This window comes from Streptomyces sp. SID14436 (assembly GCF_010548465.1).
GTDB lineage: Bacteria > Actinomycetota > Actinomycetes > Streptomycetales > Streptomycetaceae > Streptomyces.
Genome location: NZ_JAAGMD010000627.1, coordinates 1 through 16,274, shown reverse-complemented (window position 1 = coordinate 16,274; position 16,274 = coordinate 1). Strand labels below are relative to the sequence as shown.

Genomic DNA, 16,274 nt, shown 5'->3' with positions numbered 1-16,274 from the left:
GGCCCCCGCCCCGGACCCGGCGACGAGCACCCCGCCACCGCCCGCGCCGGACGCACCGGCCGGGCCGGGCGTGCTGCGCGAGGGCGACGCGGGCCCGGAGGTGAGCGAACTGCAGCAGCGCCTGCTGCGCATCCCGGACGTCTACCGCGACGGCCGGACCGACGGCCGCTACGACACCGCCCTGACCGCGGCCGTCGCCCGCTTCCAGCTCTGGTACGGCATCCGCGGCGACGAGAGCGGGGTCTACGGCGACGACACCCGCCAGGCACTGGAGTCCCGCACACCGGCCGGACCCGGATGACCCGGTGGCGGCGCGGGACCGGCGCCCGGACCGGCGGCTACTCCTCCTGCTTCGGGACGCGGATGTCGAGGACACACACGTCGTCGCGGCGGTCGTCGTCCGCCAGCATCGTCTCCAGCAGCCCGTGCAGGGAGCCGGGCTCCTCGTCCGGGTGCCGTGCCACGGCCTCGGCGAGCCGCTCCAGGCCCACGTCGATGTTCTCCGGGGGACGCTCCACCAGGCCGTCCGTGTACAGCAGGAGCCGGTCGCCCGGTTCCAGCACGCACTCGGCCTCCTCGAAGTGCGGGGCGGGAGCAGCGCCGAGCAGCATGCCGGGCGGGCGGCGCAGATAGGTGACGCCGCCGTCGCGCAGCAGCAGCGGCGGCGTGTGCCCGGCCTGTGCCCACACGAGCCGGCGTTCCGAGGGCCGGTAGCGGGCCAGGACCATGGTCGCGGTGGCCCGGGTGTCCCGGGAGTGCAGCAGCAGCGTGTTGAGCCGCCCGAGCGCGCCGGTCAGCGACGAACCGGTGATGACCATGCCCTTCGCGGTGAACCGCAGCTGGGCCATGGTGGCGACCGCGTCGACGCCGTGCCCGGCGACGTCCCCCACCACGAACAGGGCGTCGCCGTCGGGCAGCTCGATGGCGCTGAACCAGTCGCCGCCGACGTGGATGTTGGCCTGGGCGGGGAGGTAGGCGACCTCGACGCGCAGCCCGGCCGGGTGCACCGGGTGCCCGGGCAGCGGCAGCAGGGCGTGCTGCAGCCGGGCGACGAGGGCCCGCTCGGTGCGCAGCACGTCGTGCTGGGTGAGGATCTCCCGTTCGCTCTCCACCAGGGCCAGTTCGGCCCGGCGTCGCGCGGTCAGGTCCTGTATGAAGCCGTGCACGTCGACCGGCCTGCCGTGGGCGTCGGCGAGGGCCTCGGCGACCAGTCTGAGGTGCCGTACCCCCTGCGCGGTGCGCATCCGGAACAGGACGTCGAAGGGGCGGCCCTCCCCGATCATGTCCCGCACGGCGCTGCTCAGGGCGGGCCGGTCCTCGGGCAGGGCCAGTTGCGGCAGGTCGGCGAGCGGGACCGGTTCGAGGGCGGGGTCACGGTCGACGACGGCGTACGCCTGCGCCGACCAGGACGCCTCCAGGCTGTGCAGGTTCCAGTTCGCCCAGCCGAGGTTGCCCAGCCGTTGCAGGTCGGCGAGCCGCTGCTCCTGCCGGTCGGACGGGGCGTGCCGGACCCAGATGACGACCAGGGCGTCCTCCAGGGGCGTCACCCGTACGGAGTACGTGGACAGCTCGGTGGCGCCGTCCACCGTCTCCTCGTGCGCGAACGGCTCGCCCTCGTGCCGCTCGCCGGTGGCCAGGGTGGCCAGGCAGCACTGCCACAGCGGCTCGTCCGCCACCCCGGGCCGGTAGGCGCGCAGCCGCTGCCCCGCCGGTTCGCCGTCGCCGCCGAGGAAGCCGCCCGCCTGCGCGGTCGCGGCCTCGATCCGGAAGTCCTCGGTCTCTCCCGAGGAGGTGCGCAGCGGGGTGAGCAGCATCGCGGCGACGGGCAGTGCCTCGAACAGGGATCCGACGGGGTCGGCCGGTGCCGCGCCCGTGCCCTGGGCCGCCGCGGTGAAGGTGCGCAGGGGGCCGGCGCACAGCCGGGCGACCTCCAGCAGGTGGGCCCGGTCGCTCGGGGAGAACGGCTGTTCGCCGGAGCGCAGGACACCGACGCAGGCGTCGGCACCCTCCTCGCCGGGCACCGGCAGCCAGGCCCGCGAGCGCCAGCGTTCCGGGGGCTCCCCGATGAGCAGGTACCGCTTGCTGTCCTGGGGGAAGTCCTCCAGCCAGCGGGGTTCGCCGGCGCGCAGGGCGTCCAGCGGGGCGAGCCCGTTGAACGGGGGGAGCTGCCGCCAGGGCGCCGCCTCCCGGGAGTCCAGGCCGGCGTGGCCGATGAGGTGCAGGCTGCCGTCGGCCCGGCGGGCGTAGAGCACCACCGAGTCGGCGCCCTGGCCGGCGGAGAGGTGGTCGAGCACGCACCGCGCCACGTCCTGCGGGGTGAGGGCGTGTGCGAGCGCCAGGGCGAGGCGCCCGAGGCCGTCGTCGGAGCCGTCACCGGGGGTCCCGGCGGCCGGTCGTGCCTCGGGTGCGGCCGGGGTCTCCTCCGGGCTCCGCGGAGCGGACCGTTCCGATGCGCCGAGGGTGAGCAGGCACTCCTCCAGCAGGCTGTGCCCGGCCGTCACCGAGCGCCGCAGCAGGGTGTCGCCCGCGGCTTCGGCGGAGCAGCCGGTCAGCGCCATGACCACGCCCTTGGCACGCTCGACGACGGCCGCGGTCGCCGCCTGTTCGTGCAACCGGTCGAGTTCGGCGCGCTGCCGGGCGACGACCCGGGCCATTTCGGCCAGCCCGGGAACGTCTCCCTGCTCCGGCGGAGTAACAGGCTCGCTCATCACGACTTGAGCATCGCACACGAAATCTTTTTCGAAGAGCGGCTTGTGCCCGGACGGGGGCGGGCGGCCCCGCAGGGAGGGCGCCGGAGCCCCGCGCCGGGCACTCCGGCGCGGGCCGGGCGCCGGTCAGCGGCCTGCGGCCACCAGGGCCCGGGTCACCGCCCGCACGCTGCGCGCGATGTGCTGCAACTGCATCACCTCGGCCGCGTAGAGCTTGATCGTGTGCTCGATGACACCCTCGTGCAGGCCCAGCCGGGGCAGATCGGCCCGCGCGGTCTGCAGGGCGGTACGAGCCACCCGGATCTCGTGCTCGACCTGTATCTGCGCGTGCCGGGCGAGCAGGACGGGCTGCCGGACGAACGCGGGGTAGCTCGCGTAGCGCGAGGGGACGAGCTCGCGCAGCCACCGGGTGGCCGAGCGCTCCCAGTCGTAGCTGCCGGGGGTCTTGACCTGGCAGGGCCAGTCCGGGCCGAGGCGCGTGGAGGTCACGGTCATGGTCATCGCTTCCAGAGGTGCGGCGTCGCTGGGGTGGACGACGGGATGGGGCGGCCCCGGTCTAGGGGATGACCGGAGCCGCCACGGTGGCCGGGCAAGGGGACGCCCGGCCGAACACCGTGGCCGCCGGAGCGGGTAGGACCCGGCGGCTTCGGGTGTTCGCACTGGGGCCCGGTCGGAGCCGGCGAGCGTCCGCGGCGAGGTGGTGATGCGGCGCATGGGCGGACCGTCGGCTTTCCGGGCGGAGCGGGTGGTACGAAGCGTGCGGATCACGTCCGGAGCGGTCGGGCGCGATCCGTGAGCAGTATTTATATATGCCATCTGGTTTGCAAGACGTATGAAAACATTCATGCGCGCTTCGACCGCGGGACGTCCGGCGGTGGCCGTGCGGTCACCGGAGCAACGGCCTACGGGTACGGTCCCGTTGACGTCCGCGGGCCCCGCCGGGCCAGGCCGGGCCCGGTTCAGTCCCGCAGGAAGAACTGGAGCTGGTCCGCCACCTGCTCGTACTCCTCCAGCCGGCCCTGCGACCGCTCCGGGTCCGCGTCCGTCATCGCCTGGAGCAGCGCCGCGCACATCACGCCCGGGGCCGCGTAGGAGTCGAAGACCAGGCGGGAGCCGGTGCCGGTGGCGAAGACGACGTCGGCCTCGTCCGCCAGCGGTCCGAGCGCCAGGTCCGTGATCAGGGCGACCTTGAGCCCGGCCTCCCGCGCCACCCGCACCGCCGTGAGCGTCTCGTGGGCGTGCCGGGGCATGGAGAACGCCAGCACCCAGGTGCCGCCCGCCTCCCGCGACTGCAACAGGGCGTCGTAGGCGACGCTGCCGCCCCGGGTCACGACCCGCACGTCGGGATGGATACGGCGCGCGGCGTAGGCGAAGTACTCGGCCAGGGAGACCGAGATGCGCAGACCGAGCACGGTCAGCGGCGCGGACGCCGCGAGGTTGCGGCCCATCTCGATGACCCGGTCGGCGTCCGCGAAGTCCCGCCGCAGGTTCTCCAGGTTCTCGATCTCCGCGTCGACCGCCGCCTGCAGTTCGTTGCCCCGGCTCTCCTCGTCGGGGCCGCCGGTGAGGGTGCCGAGGGTGATCGACTGGAGCTTCTCCCGCAGCGCCGGGTAACCGCTGAAGCCGACCGCGGACGCGAACCGGGTGACCGAGGGCTGGCTGACCCCGACCCGGTCCGCGAGATCGGTGATCGACAGGAACGCGGCCTCGTTGATGTGCTCGATCAGGTACTGGGCGATGCGCCGCTGCCCGGGGGAGAGCCGGGGCCGGTCGAAGAGCGCACGGAGCCGGGACGTCGGGGACACGTCCGTGTCCTGCGCCGCCCTGCCCGAGGTGATCGCGGATGCCTGCGCGCGTGCCTGCTGCGGCGATGGCACGTGTACGCCTCCTTCGTCTCCCACGAAAGTTCAACATAGCTCACGCACCGTGGTGACCAGCGCTTCTCACCCGACCCGGCGGGGATATCCCGGCGCCCCCTGGGAACCCGCCGTCACAGCACAGGACCCACCCACGACACGAGGAGCGCGACGGACATGACCGTCCCCGAGGAGAACCGGCCCAAGACCCACGACACCGACGAGACGATCGGCCGGCACGACGAGGAGACCGCGGCCCACGACCGGGGAGCCACCGGCCGCACGATGCGCGAGGCGCTGGAGGAGGCCGACGTGCGCCCCGACGACTTCGACGACGCCCCCCAGGACCGCTGACGTCGGCAGGAGGACGCGATGAGCGCCCTGCGCGCGTTGGAGAAGGCCCTGGAGAACCGATGGGAGGCGCTGTGGGCGCGGATGTCCGGCCGCGGACCGGTCGAACTCGTCGACGCCCTGCGACATGAGTGCGACAGCAACGCCGTCGTGTGCGCGGAGGGACGCGTGATGGTCCCCAACGCCTACGAGGTGGAACTCTCCGGCCCCGTGCACGAGGAACTCACCCGCCGCGGCGGCCGGGTGGGACAGGCCCTGACGGACAGTCTGGCCCGGCACGGCGCCCGCAAGGGATACGAGTGGGCGGGCCCCCTCGCCGTCCACGTCGGCAGGTCCGGCGACGTGCCCGACGGCCGCTACCGCGTGGCGAGCAGCGTCATGCCCCACGTGAGCGCCGAGGCCTTCGGCCTGGCGGACCGCTGAGAGCCGCGCCGTCCGGCCCCCTCCCACGCTTCCTGCTCGCAGGAGAGGGCCGGACCGCGCGCCCCGGCTCAGCCGTCCGCCGCCGGTTCCGGCAGCGCCGACGCGGGAACCACGAGGTCGGCCGAGGGACGGGTCGCCGCCACCAGTGCGGCGTTGCGCTCGTCGGACCGCCGCACCCACGCCACCGCCTCGTCGTACGGCTTGCCGAACCGTACGTGCCGCGCGACCAGGCGCCGGACCCGCTCGTCCTCGTCCGGGGCGCAGAACCACACCTCGTCCAGCAGCGGCCGCACCCGCGCCCAGGCGCCCTCGCCGCACAGCAGGTAGTTGCCCTCCGTCACGACCAGACGGGCGGCCGGCGGCACCGGGAGGGCGCCGGCGACCGGCTGCTCCAGCACCCGCTCGAAGGCGGGCGCGTACACGGTCTCGTCGTCCCGCTGCTCACGCAGCCGCCCGAGCAGGGCCGCGTACCCGGCGGCGTCGAAGGTGTCGGGGGCGCCCTTGCGGTCCCGGCGGCCGAGCCGGACCAGTTCGGCGTCGGCGAGGTGGAAACCGTCCATGGGCACGTGGGCGGCCCACTCCTGCCGTCCGGCGCCGTTCAGCTCGCGCACCAGCCGCTCGGCCAGCGTGGACTTGCCCGCACCCGGACTGCCGGCGATGCCGAGGATCGCGCGCCGGCCGTCCCGGGGGAGCGCCCGGGCCCGGCGGAGGAGGTCGTCGAAGGTCAGCGCCACACCGCAGAGTGTGCCACCCGCCGCGCGCCGGCGGCCGGGTCCCGCGGGCCCCGCCGGGGCACAGTGTCCTCATGACGGACACAGGTCTGCCCGGCACCGTCCGCGCCTGCCTCTTCGACCTCGACGGCGTCGTCACCAGGACGGCCGTCGTGCACGAGGCCGCGTGGAAGGAGATGTTCGACGCCTTCCTGCGCGAACGGGACGGCGCGGAGTTCCGCCCCTTCACCACGACGGACTACGCGGCCCATGTCGACGGCCGCCCGCGCGCGGACGGTGTCCGCGCCTTCCTCGCCTCCCGCGGCATCGACCTCCCCGAGGGGCACGCCGACGACCCGCCCGGGGCCGCCACCGTGCACGGCCTCGGCAACCGCAAGAACGTCGAGCTGCTGCGGCGGATCCGCACCGACGGCGTCGAGGCGTACGACGGCACCCTGCGCTACCTCCGGGCCGTCCGTGCCCGCGGCCTGCGCACCGCGATCGTCTCCTCCAGCGCCAACTGCCGGGACGTCCTGCGCTCGATCGACGCCGAGGACCTCTTCGACGTCCGGGTCGACGCGGGCACCGCCGCCGCACGCGGACTGCCCGGCAAACCCGCGCCCGACACCTTCCTCGCCGCCGCCCGGGACCTCGGCGTGCGGCCGTCCGAGGCGGCCGTGTTCGAGGACGCGCTGGCGGGCATGGAGGCGGGCCGCGCGGGCGGGTTCGGCTTCGTCGTCGGCGTGGACCGCACCGGCCGCCGCGACGAGCTCTACGCCCACGGCGCCGACCGCGTCGTCACCGACCTCGCCGAACTCCTCGACACCGCACCGTAGGGCCCCGGCCGGACCCGCCCGTGCGCCGGGCAGCGGCTCCCGTGGCACTCGGGTCCCGGGCCCGGTGGCCGGCCGTGTCCTGCCCGGCATGCCGTCGTCCGGAGGATAGTTTGACCGTTATATGTGGATCTTTACCGACCGGTGCGTGCGCCCGGGCGGACACGGGATCCGCGACGGACGACCACGCGGGAACGGGGATCGACGATGGCCGACGGCACCGCTGCCCTGCTCCTCGGCAAGCGGCGGAACGACCGAACGTCCGCGACCGGCCCGGGCCGCCGGGCCGCCGGCACCGGCCCGCTCGCCGTCGTGGCGGCCGTCTTCACCGTCGCCCAGCTGCTGCTCGTGCGCCCCGTGCTCGGCCTCGGCTGGGACGAGGTCGTCTACGTCAGCCAGGTCACCTCCCACCACCCCGCCGCCTTCTTCAGCGCCCCGCGCTCACGCGGTGTCTCCCTGCTGGTGGCGCCGGTCGCCTCCTGGTCGTCCTCGACGGTCCTGCTGCGCTGCTACCTCGCCGTGCTGTCCGGCCTGGCCCTCTACGTGGCGCTGCGCGCCTGGCGCGGCCTGTTCCCCACCCGGATCCTGGTGACCGGCGGGGCGTTCTTCGCCTCCCTGTGGATCACCCTCTTCTACGGTCCGCAGGCCATGCCCAACTACTGGGTCGCCATCGGCGCGCTGGTGACCGTCGGCTGCTTCCTGCGCCGGAGCGAGAACCCCACCGCCCGGGCCGCGCTGTGGGGCGTGGCGGGCGGGGCGGCGCTCATGGCGGTCATGCGGCCCACCGACGCCGTCTGGGTGAGCGTCCCGCTGGTCGTCCTCGCCCTGGCCCGGCGGCACGGGCGGCTCCTGCTGGTCCTCGCCGGGGGCCTCGCGGCGGGCGCGGCCGACTGGGTCGTGGAGGCCCACACCGCCCACGGGGGACTGGGGCAACGGCTGGCGGAGGCGTCCCGCATCCAGGGCGGCCTCGGCTGGCAGATCGCCGTCGACGACCAGCTGCGCAGCCTGGGCGGGCGCGCCCTGTGCCGCCCCTGCACCGGGTCCATGCCGCACCCGGTGATCATGCTGTGGTGGTTCGCCCTGCCGCTGCTCGCGCTCCTCGCCCTCCACGTGGCCGTGCGCGCCGGGCGCGTCACGCGCACCCTGCTGCCGCTGGCCTGCGCGACCACGGCGGCCCTCCCGTACCTGTTCATGATCGGCTACGCGGCGCCCCGCTTCCTCCAGCCCTCCTACGCGCTGCTGGCCTTCCCGGTGGCCGCCGCCCTGTGGCACCTGGCCCGGCGGCCGGGCGGCGGGTGGCGGCCCGTCCTGGCGCCCCTGGTCGCCCTGTGCGTGGCCGGCCACCTCGCGGTGCAGCTGACCGTGCTCGTGTACACCGCCGACCGCAATATCGACAGCCGCCGCGACTGGACCCGCGCCGCCGGCGAACTGCACCGGCTCGGCGTCCGCCCGCCGTGCCTGATCACCGGCCACCAGGCGATCCCGGTCGGCTACTACACCGGCTGCTCCTCGGGCGCGACGTCCGGCAACAACGCGAACACCACCGTCGCCACGATCCTGCGCACCGCCGACCGGGTGCCGGTCGCCACGCTCGTCGCGCCGGGCGGCGCCCCGCCCCCGTACGCCCGGTCCTGGCCCGAGCACCGCGTCGGGGAGCTGCGGGTCCGTGTCGCGCCGCCGCCCGGGGAGCGGGCCGGGGGATGAACACCGCTTCGGCGAGGTTAGAGATCGCGTCACGGGAAACGCGGATCACACACCCGGGACGAACCGAGCCGACGCAGTACGACAGGGAGGACGGCATGGGCACCGACCCGATGGCGGACGACGCCTACCAGCCCACCGGAAGCAACGAGCAGCAGGAGGACGCGGCGCCGCTGGACATGCAGGACGCCCTCGGCGAGCGCACCTACGACGAGACCCTCGACGAGGGCTACTCCCCGCCGGAGAAACCGCTGGGCGTGACCAAGTACGGCACCACCGCCGCCGAGCAGCACGACGGCGAGAGCCTCGACCAGCGGCTGGCGCAGGAGGTGCCGGACACCCCCGGTCAGGCCGGGGACGGGGTGGGCGACCTGCCCGGCGGCGAGGGCGAGCCGGTCGACCCGGAGGCGGGCACCGGCCGGGCCGGGCGCCTGGTCGCCCCGGACGAGGGCGTGCGCGAGGACACCACGAAGGAGACCGTCGCCGAGGACGTGGGCATCGACGGCGGCGCGGCCGGCGCCGAGGAGGCCGCGATGCACGTGGTGGAGGACGGGACGGCGCTGCCGGAGGACCGGGAGGCACCCTGACGTCCGGCGGACCCGGACCCGGGTGACCCGCGGGGCACCTGTGCGGGGAACGGGCCGTGGCGGGCCCGGCGCGTGAACGCCGGGCCCGCCACGGCCCGTCCGTGTGTCGAGGGCGTCGTCCCGGGCGGGACGCGGCTTCCCCCTGACCGGACGGCCAGGGAGGCCGGGCCCTCAGGGAAGCAGCTTGTCCAGGGCGGCGGGTCCCTCCTCGGCCAGCTTGCGCCTGGCCCATTCGAGGTTCTCCGGCGTGATGTCCTTGCCGGACGCGAGCACCACGTCCTCCGGCGACACGTCGGTGCCGGTGCGGGCGTGGAGCAGATTGTCCGGGGTGGTGCCGCCCTCGGGCGGCCGGGACGCGCCGGGCTGCGACGCGTCGGGCTGGGACGTCGACATCTTCTGGCTCCTCGGTCCGGATCGCTGTAGCGGCCCCGGTGCGGTCATCGGGTCCGCTCTCACCATTCAACGCGGGAGCCCGGCGTGCATCCGCAAGCGCGCGGGGGCCGCCTGGTGGAGGGCCGCTCCTTGGCTGCCGGAGTACCTTCCCGGGCGCCCGGGAAACCTGCCCGCGCGGGGCCGCCCGCCCGTTCGGACGCCCACCGATGTCGCGCCGCGGCAGCCGGAGTGAAGGTGGACTCACATGTCCGAGCGAACGACAGGAGCCTTCCCATGCGCATACGTCTGATCACCGCGGCCGGCCTGGCGAGTGCGGCCCTGCTGGCAGGCGCCGGCACGGCTGTCGCCGACAACGGTCCGGAAACGGTCGGCGTCGCGTCCAACAGCCCCGGCGTCCTCTCCGGAAACGTCATCCAGATTCCGGTCGACCTGGACGTCAACGCCTGCGGCAACTCGATCAACCTGGTCGGTCTGCTGAACCCGGCGTTCGGCAACACCTGCGTCAACAGCGGCTGACCCCCGGGCCCGTCGCACGGCTCACCGGCGCCCCCCGCCCCGCGGCCCACCGCGCGGGCGGCGGGGCGCCGTCGGCGTTCACGGCCCGCTGTCGCGCTCCTCGGGCGGGGCGGGCGTCAGCACCAGCATCGTCACGTCGTCCTGCACGTCGGGGGAGTGCCGCAGCAGGTCCGTCCACACCCGCCCGGCCAGGTCGGCGGGGTCACCGTCGGCGAACCGCGTCAGCCGCTCGGCCAGCGGATAGAACACCCCGTCGGCGTCGCGGGCCTCGAAGACCCCGTCGGAGGCCAGGAACAGCCGGTCACCGGGCTGCAGCCGCACCGCCGACACGTCGGGTGTGCCGAGCTCCGCGAGCCCCAGGCCGAGCGGCATGCAGGGCTCCACCTCCAGCTCCACCGCACGCCCGTCCCGCAGCAGGAACGGCCCCGGCTGGCCGCACGCCACCAGGCGCACCGACCGCGCGTCGGCGGAGAAGTCCAGCAGCACCGCGGTCGCGAACAGTTCGGCGTGCGGATCCCCGCCGGCGTCCACCGTCAGGCGCCGGTCCAGCCGGGCCGCCACCGACTCCGGGTCCGGCTCGTCCAGCACCGCCTCCCGGAACGCGCCCAGCAGCGACGCCACCGTCGCCACCGCCGACAGCCCGTGGCCCTGCACGTCCCCCATGACCGCCCGCACCCCGAACGGCCCGGCCCGGACGTCGAAGAAGTCCCCGCCGACCAGCGTCCCGCGCTGCGCCGCCCGGTACAGACCGGTGCAGCGCACGGTGCCGACCCGGTCCGGCAGCGGCGGCATCACCGCGCGCTGGGCGGCCCGGGCCACGGCCCGCTCGGTGACCAGCTGGGCGTCCCGCCGGCTCCGGATGAACGACAGCAGCACACTCAGCACGGCGACGAACGCCACGGTCAGCATGTCGGTGCTGCCGGGCGCGTCCAGGTTGAACACCGGCATGCTCAGCACCAGCAGCGTCAGGGCGCCCAGCACGGCGGTGGCGACCGGGCCGTTCGCCAGCACGGCGAGCGGCGGGACCGCGCCGAGGACGAAGCCGATGTCGAGCGGCTCGGAGCTGACGGCCGTCGCCACGCACACCGCCGCGAGCAGCACGACCGGCACCAGCCGGGCCCAGCCCGGCGGCGGCGCTCCCCGCAGATATCCCACCCGGTCCCGGTGGGGCGGCCCGGCCCGCACTCCTGTCACATGACCACGCTGCCCCGCCGGACCGGGACGCGCACGCCGGACGGCACGCCGCCGGGCCTGGGAGCGACACGGCCCGCTCCCAGGCCCGGCGGGTCCGCCTAGAAGGGCGACAGCGTCAGCCGCAGCCCGGTGGGAGCCGTGTCCTGGATGTAGGAGGCGAAGTCGGCCACGTCGTCGAAGGCGAAGCCGTACGCCCTGCCGTCCTCGGTGGCCGCGTGCACGGCCTTGGCGTAGTGGTTGGTGAGCTCGGTCCGGTAGAAGGCGGCCGCCTCCGTGGTCGGCTGGTCGGGGTGGCTGAGCAGCGTGGAGCGGTTGAAGCCCGCCCCCAGCACGGCGGCGACCGGGCCGGTGGTGCCGTCGTTGGGCGCGGCGAGCGCGCCGTCGCAGAACAGCACGTCCCGGGTGGACGGCCGGCCGAACGACACCTGTGCCGGTCCGTCGAAGGTGAACCGGTCCCCGCGCACCCGGCCGGTGAACGTGCCCGCGTTCGTGGTGACCTTCAGGTCCCGTCCGGTGTACGTGCTCCACACCTCGTCGATGTACGGGGCGAGGTAGTCCTGGTCGAACAGCCCGGCGTCCAGGCCGTGGCCGGGGGCGATGATCCGGGTGTCGTCCACGACGAGCCGCGAGAACGCCTCCAGGCCGCGGACGGTGTCGAAGGCGGCGGCCCGGCCCCCGTCGCGCACCGTGCCGGTGGTCTGGTCGTCGGCGCCGGTCAGCCGGATGCTCAGCGGCACGCTGAACATGTCGACCATCGTCGTGTTGCAGAACATGCCCGCCGCGTTGTACGTGAACTCCGCGCAGTCGTGCAGGACGCCGTAGTTGGGGTCGGACTCGACCCAGCCGGCCGGGTACTGGAGGGCCGCGTCGCCGTCGCCGTCGGCGACCGCCTTGAACTTCAGTTTGCCGCCGAGTGCGACGTAGATCCGGCCGGACATGTGGGGGAGGGAGAGCCGGGTCTCGCCGCTGCCGGCCAGGCTGATCGCGTAGTCCGTGAAGCCGTCGGGTCCGTTGTCCGACAGGGCGATCGGGGCGAGGGTGCCCTCGGGGGTGAGCCGCACCTGGCGGCCGTCCTGGTTGCCGACGATGTAGAGGTGCACGCTCGCGTTGTGGAAGGAGCCGCTGTTGTTGACGATCGTCAGCGGCAGGGCGGCGGCGGCCGTCCGGTCGCCGGGCCCGTCGGCGAGCGCGTGCGGGGCGAGGGCCGCGACGGCGGGCGCGGCCACCGCCGCGCCGCCGAGCGCGAAGAGCACCTTGCGACGGCCGAGGGGGCGCTGGTGACGAGGAGTCATGTGGGGGGTCTCCTGGTGGCTCGTGCGGGTCGTGGACCGCGCCGGCCGACGAGGGGGGTGGTCGTGCCGAGGGAGCCCTCAGAGTGAGAGCGCTCTCAGAACGACCGTCGGGACCGGCGCGCGGCCCTGATGGTACGGACCCCGCCCGGCCCCGCCAACGGGTCCGACTTGTCCCTCAACTCGCCCTGAGCTGCGCCTTCTTGGCGCGGCGGGCAGAGCGGCACGATTGTTTAACCGCTCCTTAAGGAGCACTTAAGGAGGGCGCCGGAAGTGTGCCCTCCGGGGGAGCGCTTCAGCGGCCGGCGCGCAGCAGGTCCTCCGCCGAGGCGAGGATCTCCGTGACGCGCAGCGCGAACGCGGCGTCGCAGGGGTGCGGGCGGCCCGAGTCCGCGGCGGCCAGCAGTCCGTCCGCGGCGCGGGTGAGGGCCGCGACCTCGCCCTGGCTCGCCTCCGGCAACCGGGTGACGCCGGTGGTGCCCCGCAGTTCCACCGTGGCCCCGGCGGCGGCCGGGGGCACGGTCAGGCTCAGCGTCAGGGTGCTCGACGCGCCGCCCGTGTGCTCCAGGACGAGGTGCACCGTGTCGCCGGGGCCGGGTGCCGCCGCCGCGACCCGCCGGACGTCCCCGAGGACGGGCAGCAGCACGGACAGGGCGTGCGGGCCGACGTCCCACAGGGCGCCCTTGTCCTGGCGCCAGGGGGAGGCCGCGAAGGGGTTGCCGTCGACGGTGAAGACCGCTCCCAGCCACTCCGCGCGGCCGGTGAACCAGCCGCCCGCCTTCTGCTGCTCCTCGATCCACGCCGCGGGCTCCGGCTGGAAACGGGTGGTGAAGAAGACCACCGAGGCGACCCCGGCCCGCTCGGCCGCCTCGACCACCGCACGCCCCTCGGCCACGGTCGGCGCGAGCGGTTTGTCCAGCAGCAGGTGGCGGCCCGCCCGCGCGGCGCGGACCGCCAGCTGAGCCTGCACGTCCGGGGGGAGCGCGACGGCGACCGCCTCGACGTCGGCCAGCAGGGCGTCGACGTCGGGGTAGGCCCGGGTGCTGTGCTGTTCGGCCAGTTCCTCGGCGGCCTCGGGGCGACGGCCCCAGACGCCCGCGAAGTCCAGCTCCGGGTGTTCACTCAGGGCCGGGGCGTGGGCCAGCCGGGCCCAGGGGCCGGTACCGAGCAGTCCGATGCGCATGCCGTCGCCTCTCCACGGGGGATCACGGGGGATCACTGAGGATCACGGGGATCACTGGGGAACGCACCGCCGGCGAGGAGGCCCCGCCCGCGTTCGCGCCCGAGCGTGCCACACGCCCCGGACGAGGGGGCTCCCGGGTCCGGCGGGCCGCGCCGTCAGTCCCGGGTGCTGATGTTGACCATCCAGGGGACGCCGAAGCGGTCCGTGCACATGCCGAAGACGTCGCCCCACATCTGCTTCTCCAGCGGCACGGACACCGAGCCGCCGTCGGACAGCTTCTCCCAGCAGCCCCGCAGCTCGCTCTCGTCGTCGCCGCTGAGGCTCACGGACATGCCGCCGGGCGGCTCGTACTCCACGCCCGGCGGGTTGTCGGCTCCCATCAGCATCAGGCCGGAGGGGCTCTCCAGCATGCCGTGCATGATCTTGTCCGCGTGCGGGGTGTCGGCCAGCCCGAACTCGCCGAACGTGTTGAGCCGCAGCTCACCGCCGAAGACGTCCCGGTAGAACTCCATCGCCCGGCGGGCGTCGCCGTCGAAGCTCAGATAGGGGTTGAGGCGCGTGGTCACGAGAACCTCCCATATGGGGGAAAGGTCGTTTTCGCGCAGCGTACCGCGAGGGTATGACAGCCGCCCCCGGGTGGCCGCGCGCCCCTGGGCGCCGCGCGTGGGCCCTGTCGCGGCGGGGCCTCCATGGCTCGAACCCGCCCCATCCCTCCTCTGTCGGACCCGGTCGGTCTGCGAAGGGTTCTGGTCAATTACGACCAGTTGAGTAAAAGAAGTGAATGCTTCCGCGGGGTTCGGGCATACGCACCGAAAAGAAGAGAGGGGCGCTTCGTGCTCGTACCGGACCCGAAGGTCGTCAGGGAACTGCTCACGCGGTATGCGACGCTGCAGATCGCTCAGGCGGAGAGGCATTCGCCGGTCGCGGCGCGGGAGCTGGAGGACGTCAGCTACACGCTCTGCGTGATGACGGGAACGACCAGTATCCACGCCGCCATCGCCCAGGCGGACGTCCTCCTCGCCCGGAAGGCTCCCCCGGCGGCCCGGACCGCGGACACCGAGGGAGAGAGCGGACTGTCCCTGGCGGTCTGACCGCGTCCTCCGCCCGGCCACCGGCCCGCGCGGCGCGGCTCCACGGCCCCCGGTGGGGACACGGCAGCAACCGTGTCCCCACCGGGGGCCGTGTCGAGCGGTCACCCCCGCCCTCGGCCCGATCCGGTCGAGGCGTCTCGGCCGCCGGCCGGCGTGTGGGCCGGCCCGCCGCCCTAGAAGACCGGCCGACCGCCCTCGAGGACCGGTCCACCGCCCTTGAACGCCGCGCGGTACCCGTGCGGCGTCGTGCCCACCACCTTGCGGAACCGCTCACGGAACGCCGTCGGCGACCCGAAGCCTGCCTGCCCCGCGATCCGCTCCACCGTGTGATCGCTGTTCTCCAGCAGGTACTGGGCGCGCCGCACCCGGGCCCGCAGCAGCCACTGGACCGGCGTGGTGCCCGTCTGCTCGCGGAACCGGCGGCTGAAGGTGCGCTCGCTCATCCCCGCGCGCGCCGCCATCGCACCCAGGGTGATCTCCCGGGTCAGGTTGTCCTCGATCCACTCCAGCACCGGCTCCAGATCCGAGCCGCGGGGCACCGGCGGGTGCTCGTGCACGATGAACTGGGCCTGCCCGCCCTCCCGTTCCAGCGGCATCACCGACATCCGGGCGGCGTTCGCCGCCACCGCCGAGCCCAGGTCGCGGCGGATCATGTGCAGGCACATGTCCAGCGCGGCCGCGGCCCCCGCCGAGGTCAGGATGCGGCCGTTGTCCACGTAGAGCACGTCCGGCCGCACGTCGACGCGGGGGAAGTCGCGGGCGAGCTGCTCGGCCGCCGCCCAGTGCGTGGTCGCGCGCAGCCCGTCCAGCAGTCCGGCCCGGGCGAGCACGAACGCGCCCACGCACACCGAGGCGATCCGGGTGCCCGCCTGTGCCACCCGGCGCAGCGCCTCCAGCGCGGCCGGGGAGGGGGGCGGTCCGTCGGCGATCCCGGGGACGATCACCGTGTCGGCGTCCGCCAGGGCCTCCAGCCCGCGCTCCACCCGCAGGGTGAAGCCGCCGTCCGCCGGGACCTCCGGCGTCGGGGCGCACAGGCGCACCCGGTAGGCCGGACGGCCGTCCGGCATCCGCGTCCAGTCGAAGACCTGCATGGGGGCCGCCATGTCGAACGGGATGACGCCCGGGAGCACGAGAATCGCCACGGAGTGCATGACGCACCACGATAGGCGGATTCCCGCCCGGCCGTCCGGACTGGGGTGCAGGGGCAGAGGCAGGAAAAGCACTGGTCAGAAGACTTGGCGGGAATCCGTTGGCTTATGTCGTTCCCGCCCCTGGGTGGGGCGCCGCAGGGCGCCTAGCGTGAGGCCGGCGTCCTCGTCGCCCTCCCTCCCCGTCTCCTTCGAAAGGGTCCTGGTGACCAAGTTCCTGCTGTCCCTGCACGTCCTGGCCGCCATCGTCGCCGTCGGACCGGTGACCGTCGCCGCCAGCATGTTCCCGCC

The 16,274-nt window shown here is 74.6% G+C and carries 18 protein-coding genes; 8 read left to right on the top strand and 10 right to left on the bottom strand.

Features of this window, described 5'->3' with window-relative positions; translation table 11 throughout:
• On the top strand, positions 1–301 hold a 301-nt coding region (locus tag G3I53_RS22195), incomplete at its 5' end, for a peptidoglycan-binding domain-containing protein (RefSeq protein ID WP_164438698.1).
• Positions 302–338: 37 nt separating this feature from the next.
• On the opposite strand, the gene G3I53_RS22190 is transcribed toward G3I53_RS22195, so the two are convergent.
• From G3I53_RS22190 to G3I53_RS22180, 3 genes are all read right to left on the bottom strand, one after another.
• Positions 339–2,708: a SpoIIE family protein phosphatase gene (locus G3I53_RS22190; RefSeq protein ID WP_164332514.1), complete on the bottom strand. Its 2,370-nt coding sequence runs from the start codon at positions 2,706–2,708 to the stop codon at positions 339–341.
• 126 nt (positions 2,709–2,834) lie between these two features.
• Positions 2,835–3,209 carry a hypothetical protein gene (locus G3I53_RS22185; RefSeq protein WP_164332515.1) on the bottom strand — a complete coding sequence of 125 codons (375 nt, stop codon included), beginning with the start codon at positions 3,207–3,209 and terminating at the stop codon, positions 2,835–2,837.
• A gap of 458 nt (positions 3,210–3,667) precedes the next feature.
• Positions 3,668–4,585 carry a MurR/RpiR family transcriptional regulator gene (locus G3I53_RS22180; protein ID WP_164332516.1) on the bottom strand — a complete coding sequence of 306 codons (918 nt, stop codon included), beginning with the start codon at positions 4,583–4,585 and terminating at the stop codon, positions 3,668–3,670.
• Positions 4,586–4,741: 156 nt separating this feature from the next.
• Between G3I53_RS22180 and G3I53_RS33410 the strand changes: the two genes are divergently transcribed.
• Positions 4,742–4,918 (top strand): hypothetical protein, encoded by a 177-nt coding sequence (locus tag G3I53_RS33410; RefSeq protein WP_203591436.1) that lies wholly within the window; start codon positions 4,742–4,744, stop codon positions 4,916–4,918.
• Positions 4,919–4,936: 18 nt separating this feature from the next.
• Positions 4,937–5,338 (top strand): DUF3662 domain-containing protein, encoded by a 402-nt coding sequence (locus G3I53_RS22175; protein WP_164332517.1) that lies wholly within the window; start codon positions 4,937–4,939, stop codon positions 5,336–5,338.
• Between the two features lie 68 nt (positions 5,339–5,406).
• On the opposite strand, the gene G3I53_RS22170 is transcribed toward G3I53_RS22175, so the two are convergent.
• Positions 5,407–6,072 carry a nucleoside/nucleotide kinase family protein gene (locus G3I53_RS22170; RefSeq protein WP_164332518.1) on the bottom strand — a complete coding sequence of 222 codons (666 nt, stop codon included), beginning with the start codon at positions 6,070–6,072 and terminating at the stop codon, positions 5,407–5,409.
• Between the two features lie 71 nt (positions 6,073–6,143).
• Here G3I53_RS22170 and G3I53_RS22165 point away from each other — a divergent pair, with 71 nt between their 5' ends.
• The 3 genes from G3I53_RS22165 (at position 6,144) to G3I53_RS22155 (ending at position 9,169) form a co-directional block, all read left to right on the top strand.
• Entirely contained in the window at positions 6,144–6,884 is a 741-nt protein-coding gene (locus G3I53_RS22165) for a beta-phosphoglucomutase family hydrolase (RefSeq protein WP_164349137.1), read from the top strand.
• A 204-nt stretch (positions 6,885–7,088) separates the two neighbouring features.
• Positions 7,089–8,585: a hypothetical protein gene (locus tag G3I53_RS22160; protein WP_164438697.1), complete on the top strand. Its 1,497-nt coding sequence runs from the start codon at positions 7,089–7,091 to the stop codon at positions 8,583–8,585.
• A 95-nt stretch (positions 8,586–8,680) separates the two neighbouring features.
• Positions 8,681–9,169 (top strand): DUF5709 domain-containing protein, encoded by a 489-nt coding sequence (locus G3I53_RS22155; RefSeq protein ID WP_164337423.1) that lies wholly within the window; start codon positions 8,681–8,683, stop codon positions 9,167–9,169.
• A gap of 171 nt (positions 9,170–9,340) precedes the next feature.
• On the opposite strand, the gene G3I53_RS22150 is transcribed toward G3I53_RS22155, so the two are convergent.
• Complete coding sequence (locus G3I53_RS22150; RefSeq protein ID WP_164337422.1) at positions 9,341–9,562, bottom strand: hypothetical protein; 222 nt, start codon at positions 9,560–9,562, stop codon at positions 9,341–9,343.
• Between the two features lie 273 nt (positions 9,563–9,835).
• Here G3I53_RS22150 and G3I53_RS22145 point away from each other — a divergent pair, with 273 nt between their 5' ends.
• A complete protein-coding gene (locus G3I53_RS22145; RefSeq protein WP_164337421.1) occupies positions 9,836–10,078 on the top strand; it encodes a chaplin in 243 nt (80 codons plus the stop codon).
• 78 nt (positions 10,079–10,156) lie between these two features.
• On the opposite strand, the gene G3I53_RS22140 is transcribed toward G3I53_RS22145, so the two are convergent.
• From G3I53_RS22140 to G3I53_RS22125, 4 genes are all read right to left on the bottom strand, one after another.
• Positions 10,157–11,263 (bottom strand): PP2C family protein-serine/threonine phosphatase, encoded by a 1,107-nt coding sequence (locus tag G3I53_RS22140; RefSeq protein ID WP_164337993.1) that lies wholly within the window; start codon positions 11,261–11,263, stop codon positions 10,157–10,159.
• Positions 11,264–11,370: 107 nt separating this feature from the next.
• Positions 11,371–12,564, bottom strand: coding sequence for a glycoside hydrolase family 64 protein (locus G3I53_RS22135; RefSeq protein ID WP_164438696.1), 1,194 nt, complete (start codon positions 12,562–12,564; stop codon positions 11,371–11,373).
• A 292-nt stretch (positions 12,565–12,856) separates the two neighbouring features.
• A complete protein-coding gene (locus tag G3I53_RS22130) occupies positions 12,857–13,744 on the bottom strand; it encodes a Gfo/Idh/MocA family oxidoreductase (protein WP_164337854.1) in 888 nt (295 codons plus the stop codon).
• A 155-nt stretch (positions 13,745–13,899) separates the two neighbouring features.
• Entirely contained in the window at positions 13,900–14,310 is a 411-nt protein-coding gene (locus G3I53_RS22125; protein ID WP_164337855.1) for a VOC family protein, read from the bottom strand.
• 267 nt (positions 14,311–14,577) lie between these two features.
• On the opposite strand from G3I53_RS22125, the gene G3I53_RS34070 reads away from it, so the two are divergent.
• The gene (locus tag G3I53_RS34070) at positions 14,578–14,835 is read left to right on the top strand and encodes a DUF5133 domain-containing protein (protein WP_164337856.1); all 258 of its coding nucleotides are present in this window, start codon (positions 14,578–14,580) and stop codon (positions 14,833–14,835) included.
• A 173-nt stretch (positions 14,836–15,008) separates the two neighbouring features.
• On the opposite strand, the gene G3I53_RS22115 is transcribed toward G3I53_RS34070, so the two are convergent.
• The gene (locus tag G3I53_RS22115) at positions 15,009–15,986 is read right to left on the bottom strand and encodes a helix-turn-helix domain-containing protein (protein WP_164337857.1); all 978 of its coding nucleotides are present in this window, start codon (positions 15,984–15,986) and stop codon (positions 15,009–15,011) included.
• Positions 15,987–16,274 lie beyond the last annotated feature (288 nt).